Origin of the sequence: uncultured Campylobacter sp., assembly GCF_938045535.1 — a bacterium.
Taxonomy (GTDB): Bacteria; Campylobacterota; Campylobacteria; order Campylobacterales; family Campylobacteraceae; genus Campylobacter_B.
Genome location: NZ_CALIMQ010000233.1, coordinates 1 through 7,229, shown reverse-complemented (window position 1 = coordinate 7,229; position 7,229 = coordinate 1). Strand labels below are relative to the sequence as shown.

7 protein-coding genes and 1 pseudogene are annotated in these 7,229 nt (G+C 49.9%); 1 reads left to right on the top strand and 7 read right to left on the bottom strand.

What is annotated here, in order from left to right; translation table 11 throughout:
* Positions 1–66: 66 nt before the first annotated feature.
* The gene (locus Q0095_RS07120; RefSeq protein WP_297882676.1) at positions 67–819 is read left to right on the top strand and encodes a hypothetical protein; all 753 of its coding nucleotides are present in this window, start codon (positions 67–69) and stop codon (positions 817–819) included.
* Positions 820–867: 48 nt separating this feature from the next.
* Here the strand turns inward: Q0095_RS07120 and Q0095_RS07115 are convergent, their stop codons facing one another.
* The 7 genes and pseudogenes from Q0095_RS07115 to Q0095_RS07085 form a co-directional block, all read right to left on the bottom strand.
* Positions 868–1,533, bottom strand: a complete 666-nt coding sequence (locus Q0095_RS07115; protein ID WP_297882674.1) for a ThiF family adenylyltransferase — start codon at positions 1,531–1,533, stop codon at positions 868–870.
* A complete protein-coding gene (locus Q0095_RS07110; protein WP_297882672.1) occupies positions 1,530–2,624 on the bottom strand; it encodes a carbon-nitrogen hydrolase family protein in 1,095 nt (364 codons plus the stop codon). The genes Q0095_RS07115 and Q0095_RS07110 overlap by 4 nt, the downstream gene beginning before the upstream one ends.
* Positions 2,625–2,633: 9 nt before the next feature.
* Positions 2,634–2,819, bottom strand: a complete 186-nt coding sequence (gene xseB / locus Q0095_RS07105; protein ID WP_005872361.1) for an exodeoxyribonuclease VII small subunit — start codon at positions 2,817–2,819, stop codon at positions 2,634–2,636.
* Positions 2,809–3,915 (bottom strand): homoserine O-acetyltransferase, encoded by a 1,107-nt coding sequence (locus tag Q0095_RS07100; RefSeq protein WP_297882669.1) that lies wholly within the window; start codon positions 3,913–3,915, stop codon positions 2,809–2,811. Before Q0095_RS07100 ends, xseB begins: the two co-directional genes overlap by 11 nt.
* A complete protein-coding gene (gene guaB, locus Q0095_RS07095) occupies positions 3,912–5,363 on the bottom strand; it encodes an IMP dehydrogenase (RefSeq protein ID WP_297882667.1) in 1,452 nt (483 codons plus the stop codon). The genes Q0095_RS07100 and guaB overlap by 4 nt, the downstream gene beginning before the upstream one ends.
* 2 nt (positions 5,364–5,365) lie before the next feature.
* Positions 5,366–6,724 (bottom strand): Asp-tRNA(Asn)/Glu-tRNA(Gln) amidotransferase subunit GatA, encoded by a 1,359-nt coding sequence (gene gatA / locus Q0095_RS07090; RefSeq protein ID WP_297882665.1) that lies wholly within the window; start codon positions 6,722–6,724, stop codon positions 5,366–5,368.
* 96 nt (positions 6,725–6,820) lie between these two features.
* Positions 6,821–7,229, bottom strand: a pseudogene (locus tag Q0095_RS07085) (isoleucine--tRNA ligase); the annotation flags it as partial.

The window sequence follows — 7,229 nt, the reverse complement described above, 5'->3', positions numbered from 1 at the left end:
CAGGTTTTTGACTGCGGTATAAAGTAAATTTAAAATTTTAATGTAATAAGCATTAAGGAGATAAAGATGAGAAATTTTATCTTAAAATTGATCGGAGTATCGGTAATATACGTGTTATTACCGGGAAAGCTATCTGCACTGGATCTACCGGAGCCACTAAAGGGAGAGGAGTTTGAGCAGGTTTTGAAAAAATACCTCAATTCCGAGGAAGAATTTCTGCAAGATTTTGAAGCACATAAGTTTGACAAAGCGGCCGCTTTCGATAAATTATATTGTGAAGAAGGGCTTCCAGAGGCGTGCGGAGATCTGGGAATTCATTATGCTTTTGGACTAGGGGTAAAAAGAGATGTTTTAAAAGCAAAGGCATATATCGGATATTATTCTGCAAATTCGCCGATGAAATTTTCTGCAAAAGAATTTAGCAATTTAAGTTTAGAGCTTATTAATAAAACTTCCGAGCTTGATGACAAAGGGGCATTGTTTTATCTTTCAGATGTCTTTAAAAAAGAGCTTGAAGATTGTAGGTCGCTTATAAAATGGTTCGATATTATGAGTGGTAAGATCAAAATAAATAAAGATTATGTAAAAAGCATCGGTAATAGAGATTCTTGTTTTAAAGCTCTTGCGTATTCTATGATGCTTCCTTGTGATATGCTATCGCCTGATAAAATACTTTGTTCCGAAAAAGGTATTAAGGATGATATTTCTAGCGAAATTCTTATTTCGGAAATCGTCAAAAATGGGCTTATAAATTCCAAAATAGCAAATATATTCTTCGAGTACTTTGATTTTATTGATACCGATGAAATTAAATTTTAAAAAATTCGGGCTTTGACGGTTATAAATGCCAAAGCCCAAATTTAAAATTTACAATTTTATCTTCTTAACTTCCAGCTCGCCGCCAAAAAAGTTCGCGTAGTAAAGCAGGTCTTTTTCGACCTCAAGCCCCGCTAGATAGCGCAGAGCGAGGTTTGCCTCAAAGCTCGCCGCAAACATCACGATCGCAGCCGTTATGCCCGCAGGCGTCGCGTTTAGGCTAGGGAAAAATTTAAAATCCGCATTCTGCACAAAGCAGACTTGGCACTGCCAGCTGTCCACCGATGCAAATACCCACGGCACGCCTATTTGCTTAGCAAACGCATCGATCTGCGCGCGCGTGGCGAGATTATCGGTCGCATCTAAAATCAGATCAAATTTCTCGCCCGAGCCTATCGCGCTAGCGAAAAATTCCTCCGCGCGGCTCTTGTGCACCTCCACGCTCACGCCGTCGTAGCGGCTTTCCGTACGGCTTTTGAAAACGTCCGCTTTAAATTTGCCCTCGTCTTCGAGCGTGAATAAAATTTGCCTGTGGATGTTGTGAAGCGCCACCGTGTCGAAATCCACGACGCTGATCCGCCCGATGCCGCTTGCGCCCAGAGCGTAAGAAAGGCTGCTTCCAAGCCCGCCCGCACCGATGATCAGGATACGCTTGTCCGCAAGCGCGCGCTGCGTCTGCTCGCCCCAAAGCTGGATCTGTCTGTGAAAGTAGTTCATAAAAGCCCCCTGCCAACTAGATTTTTGCGGAATTTCCACAGCCCGCGCGCCGCAGCGATCTCGTCCGCGTCCACTTCGCACATCAGCACGCCCTCTTCGTTTTTCAGCTCGTTTGCGATCTCGCCGCCGGGGGTTACGACGAAGCTCTCGCCGTAAAATTTAAACTCGCTTTCGCCGAATTTCGCCTCGCCGATGCGGTTGGCGCGGATGACGTAGAGCGAGTTCGTAAACGCGCGCATCTTCAAAAGCTCGCGCCAGCGCCCGCCGCTTTCGAAGGTCGAGGCGCACGGCACGAGCACGCAACCGATGTTTTTCTGCATAAAATAGCGCCAAAATACGTCAAAATGTGCCTCATAGCCGAAGCAGACGCCGAATTTTACGCCGCCCTCGCTAAAGATCATCGGCGAAATTTTACCGATTTTGCGGCTTTTACGGTTGGCGAAAAAACCCTCCTCGTCCCAGTGCGGATAGTCCATCAGGATATTTTGATCGTAAAATTTTACCTCCGAGGGCGAAAATTTCGCGCAGGATTTCACCCAGATAGGCTCGTTTTCGCTCGCGCAAAAAATCTCCTCTTCGCCCGTGCCTTTTTGGCTTTCTTCGGAATTTAGAGTATTTGAGGCCTCGGAGGCGCTTTTTAAATTTGAGGTTTTGAAATTTAAAGATTTTGCGCCGCAGGAGTTTGAGTCATCTTTGAAATTCGACTCGCTTGCGGAATTTAAATCGCTCTTGCAACCGGGCTTGCTTTTAAGGCTTAAAGAATTTTCGCCGCCGCGCACGCTCTTTTGAGCCGCGCCGCCGAAAATGCCCGCCTGCCTCAAAATCGCACCGCTTGCGGCTCTGATTATCGGCGCTACGATATGTAGGTCGTATTTGGCGGCCAGCCGCGCCATTAGCTCCTGCTTATGCTCGCTCTGTTCGCACGCGATGGAGCGGGGCATCTTTTTAAGCTCGCTAAAGAAGGAATTTAGCTCATATTCGCCCAGTAGCACGATCCGCGCGCCGTTGTCTTTGGCGACCTTCATATAGTAATCGATCCGATTTTCGCTCATCGAAAGCGTCGGTAGCTGCAAAACGCATACGTTTATCATCGTCGCCTCCTAAGCCTGCTCGGGCGCGTTTATTTCGGCAACCTCGAGTTTGGCGTTTTCTAAAATTTCCTTCGCCTCTTTTAGCAGCGCCACGCCCTGCTTATACAGCTTCACGCTCTCTTCTAGGCTCAGATCCTTGTCGTTTAGGCTCTTTAAAAGCGCGTTAATCTTCTCCATTTTTTCTTCAAAACTCATCCAAAATCCTTTTTATGATGTAATCAAATTTTTCTATCTCGACCAAAAACGCGTCGTGTCCGTAGTCGCTGTCGATCTGCGCGTAGCTCGCGCGATCCTTTTTCCCTAGATCGCTCATCGCATCGTAAATTTCTTTCATTAGCCCCGGCGGAAAGAGCACGTCGCCTTTGAAAGAGATGAGGTGCAGGCGCGATCTGATCTGTGCGCAGGCGTTTTTGAGATTGCCGTAGTGGCGCGTGCAATCAAATATATTCATCATCTTAGCGATGTAGAGATAACACAACGGATCGAACCTGCGCGCGAAATTTTCGCCGTTGTATTCAAGGTAGCGATCGACCTGAAAGCGCCCGTTAATCTCGTAAAGACCGTCGGTTTCGACGTAGTTGCGCCCAAATTTTTCCTGCATCGAGCTTGGGCTTAGAAAGCTAATATGCCCCGCCATGCGCCCCACCGCCATGCCGTCAAGTCCGTGCTCGGAGATCAGATTTTTATCGTAGTTGCCGTTTTTGAAATTTGGATCGCGCAAGATAGCCTCGGTCGCGATCTTATTAAACGCGATCGCCCAAGGCTGCGTAGCGTATGTGCTTGCGAGCACGAAAATTTCATCCGCAAATTCGGGATATTCGATCGCGTAGCACAGCGCCTGCATGCCGCCCAGACTTCCGCCGATAACGGCGCGGGCGCGGGCGATGCCTAAGCGCTTTAAAAGCATCATCTGCGCGCGCACGACGTCCGAGACGACCACTACCGGAAAGCGCAAGCGGTACTCGCGGCCGCTGCTTTCATCGACGTCGAGCGGGCATGTCGAGCCGAAAGGCGAAGCCAGGATATTTATGCAGATGACGAAAAATTTCGTCGTATCGACCGCTTTATGATCGCCGATGAGCCCGTCCCACCAGCCGGGCTTAACGTCGCCCTCGTAAAGTCCTGCGGCGTGCGCGGAGCCCGTTAGGGCGTGGCAGATGACGATGACGTTGGATTTGTCCGGATTTAGCTCGCCGTAGGTTTCGTAGGCGAGCTTGAAGTTGGAAAAGACGCGGCCGCTCTCCAGATAAAGCGGCTCGTCGAAATTTTGAATTTTGCTTTGAAGGATCACTGATTTACTCGGTAATTCGGCGCTTCCTGCGTGATGATGACGTCGTGGACGTGGCTTTCTTTAAGACCTGCGCTCGTGATCTCGACGAATTCCGCCTTTTGCTGAAAGGTCGCGATATCCTTGCTGCCGCAGTATCCCATCGAGCTTCGTAAGCCGCCTAGTAGCTGAAAGATCACGTCTTTTAGCATGCCCGCGTAAGGCACGCGCCCCTCGACGCCCTCGGGCACGAGCTTTTCTTTTGCGGTGCCGTCTTGAAAGTAGCGATCCGAGCTTCCTTTCTGCATCGCCGCTAAGGAACCCATGCCGCGGTAGGTTTTGTACTGGCGGCCCTGAAACGTAATGAGCTCGCCCGGGGTCTCGTAGCAGCCTGCAAGCAGGCTTCCCATCATCACCGAGCTTGCGCCCGCGGCTAGAGCTTTGGCGATGTCGCCCGAGTATTTGATACCGCCGTCTGCGATGATCGGAATTCCAAATTTAGCCGCCTCGATCGCGCAATCGTTGATTGCAGTAAATTGCGGCACGCCCACGCCAGCTACGATGCGGGTAGTGCAGATCGAGCCCGGTCCGATACCTACTTTAATCGCGTCGGCTCCCGCGTTTGCGATATCTTTTATGCTGGCGGGGTTTGCGACATTTCCAACTACTACGTCGACGTCAAAATTTCGCTTCAGCTCCTTAAGCGTGTCGATAATGCCTTTGGAGTGTCCGTGCGCAGAGTCCATTACAAGCGCATCTACGCCCGCTTTGACGAGAGCTTCGGCTCTTTGCAGATGGCCTACGCTGATCGCTGCGGCGACGCGAAGGCGGCCAAATTTGTCTTTATTGGCGCTTGGATATTCGATGCGCTTTTTAAGATCTTTAATCGTAATAAGCCCCTCTAAATGGCCGTTTGCGTCGATTATCGGAAGTTTTTCTACTTTATTATTTCTAAAAATTTTCTCCGCATCATCCAAAGTGCAGCCCTTCGGAGCAGTAATTAGCGGAGCCTTGGTCATCTTTTCGCCTACTAGCGCGGCGGTGTCGGTTTCAAAGCGCAGGTCGCGATTGGTCAAAATTCCAATCAACACGCCGTTGTCCTCGATAACGGGAATGCCGCTGATATGGTACTCGCTCATCAGATCGAGAGCGTCTTTGATCGTGGCGTCCGCCTTGATCGAGATAGGATCGATAATGACGCCGCTTTCGCTCTTTTTTACGCGGCGAACCATCTTGGCTTGGGAGTCCTCGTCCATATTTTTATGGATCACGCCGATGCCGCCGAGGCGCGCCATCATTATCGCGGTGCGATACTCGGTGACCGTATCCATAGCAGCACTCACAAGAGGAGTATTTAGCGTGATATTTCTAGTAAAACTCGTGCTGATATCGACCTCTTTGGGTAAAATTTCAGAGTATTGCGGTACCAACAAAACATCCTCGAAGGTCAGAGCCTTTTTGACGATCTTCATACTTATCCTTTCACGATTTTTTCTAAACTCAAGCCGCCGTCCAGCACCGTTTGTTCGTCGTAGGCGCGCCCGATGAGCTGCGCGCTGATATTAAGAGCCTCTTTGTTTTTCGCTACCGGCACGGAGATCGCGGGAAGCCCCGCTAAATTTACGCCGATCGTGTAGATGTCGCTAAGATACGCTCGAAGCGGATCGCTAAGCTCGCCGAATTTATACGCCACGCCCGGCGCGATCGGCATAAAGATCAAATCGGCGTCTTTTAAAATTTCCTCATATTCGCTTTTGATGAAGGCTCTTGCCTTCTGCGCTTTGATGTAATACGCGTCGTAGTAGCCGCTGCTTAGCACGAAGGTGCCTAGAAGCATTCTTCTTTTGACCTCGTCGCCGAAGCCTTCGCCGCGGGTGTTGGCGTAGAGCTCTTTTAAATTTAGAGCCTTCGCGCGGTTTCCGTAGCGCACGCCGTCGTAGCGGCTTAAATTTGCGCTAGCCTCGGCGGTGGCGATGATGTAGTAGGTCGCGATGTCGTATTTGGAGCTGCAAAGATCGCGGTAAACGATCTCGTGCCCGAAGGATTTTAGCTTTTCTATAGTTAAGTTTAGAGCCTCTTTGACCTGCTGCGAGGCCTCGTCGATATAATTTTTTATAACAGCGATCTTAAGCTTGCGATCCGCGTTTAGCTTATCCGCGGTGCTTTCGTAAGCGCCTGCGTAGCTCGTGCTGTCCATCTCGTCGCGGCCTGCGATGATGTCGTATAAGATCGCCGCGTCCTCGACGCTGCGCGTGATCGGTCCTATCTGATCGAGGCTGCTCGAATACGCCGCGAGCCCGTAGCGGCTGACCCTGCCGTAGCTCGGCTTAAAGCCTACGCAGCCGCAAAATGCCGCCGGTTGGCGGATCGAGCCACCCGTATCGCTTCCGAGTGCGGCTATGGCGATATTTGCCGCTACGGCAGCCGCGCTTCCGCCGCTACTGCCGCCGGGTACGCGCGAGTGATCGGTCGGATTGAGAGTTTTGCCATAGAATGAGCTTTCAGTTGTGCTTCCCATCGCAAACTCATCCATATTCGTTCGCCCAAACGGCGCTAAACCGCGTTCGCGTAGCTTTTTGACCACCGTCGCGTCGTATGGCGCAACGTAGCCTTGCAAAATTTTACTTGCCGAGGTGACGCTCCAATCTTTTACCTGAATGTTATCTTTGATCGCGATCGGCACGCCCTCGCCGCTGATGTTAAGAGTCTCGCTCGTGAGCTGCTCGATGTAGGCGCCGAGCTCTTTGGTTTTTAAAATTTTATCCTTTAGCTCCGCTCTAAGCGCCGAAATTTCATCCGCGCTCAGCTTTAGAGCCTCTTTCAAACTTATCATCTGCCATCCTTAAATTTATTCACGAAATAGATCCCTACGCCCGTCGCTACGCAGATCAGCGCGATCGTAAAAAATACGAAGCCGAGACTTATGGGGCTAGCGAGCATGCATGACCTTCGCGCAGCGCGGGCAGAGCTCATCAGGCTCTTTTGCGTTAAATTTCCAGCATCTCGGGCATTTGTGCTTCGATGATTTTACGAGGCGGAAAATTTCGTCGTTTATCTTAAATTCCGCCAGAGCCTCCTCGCTTTGCAGAGTGTCCACGTCGCTTACCATGAACCAATCCGCCACGCCTAGAATGTCGTTTGATAAAATTTCGTTCGAGCTCGTCTGCAAAACCAGCTCAAGCGTCGATTTGATGATCTTGTCCTTTTTAAGCGCGTCGATAAGCTCGAAAAATTTCTCCCTTGATTTGATCAAAATTTCGTCAAATTCTAGAAAATCGTCAAATTCTATCGGCTTATATGTCAGATCGAAAACGTCTTCTTTGCCCTCTTTAATGATT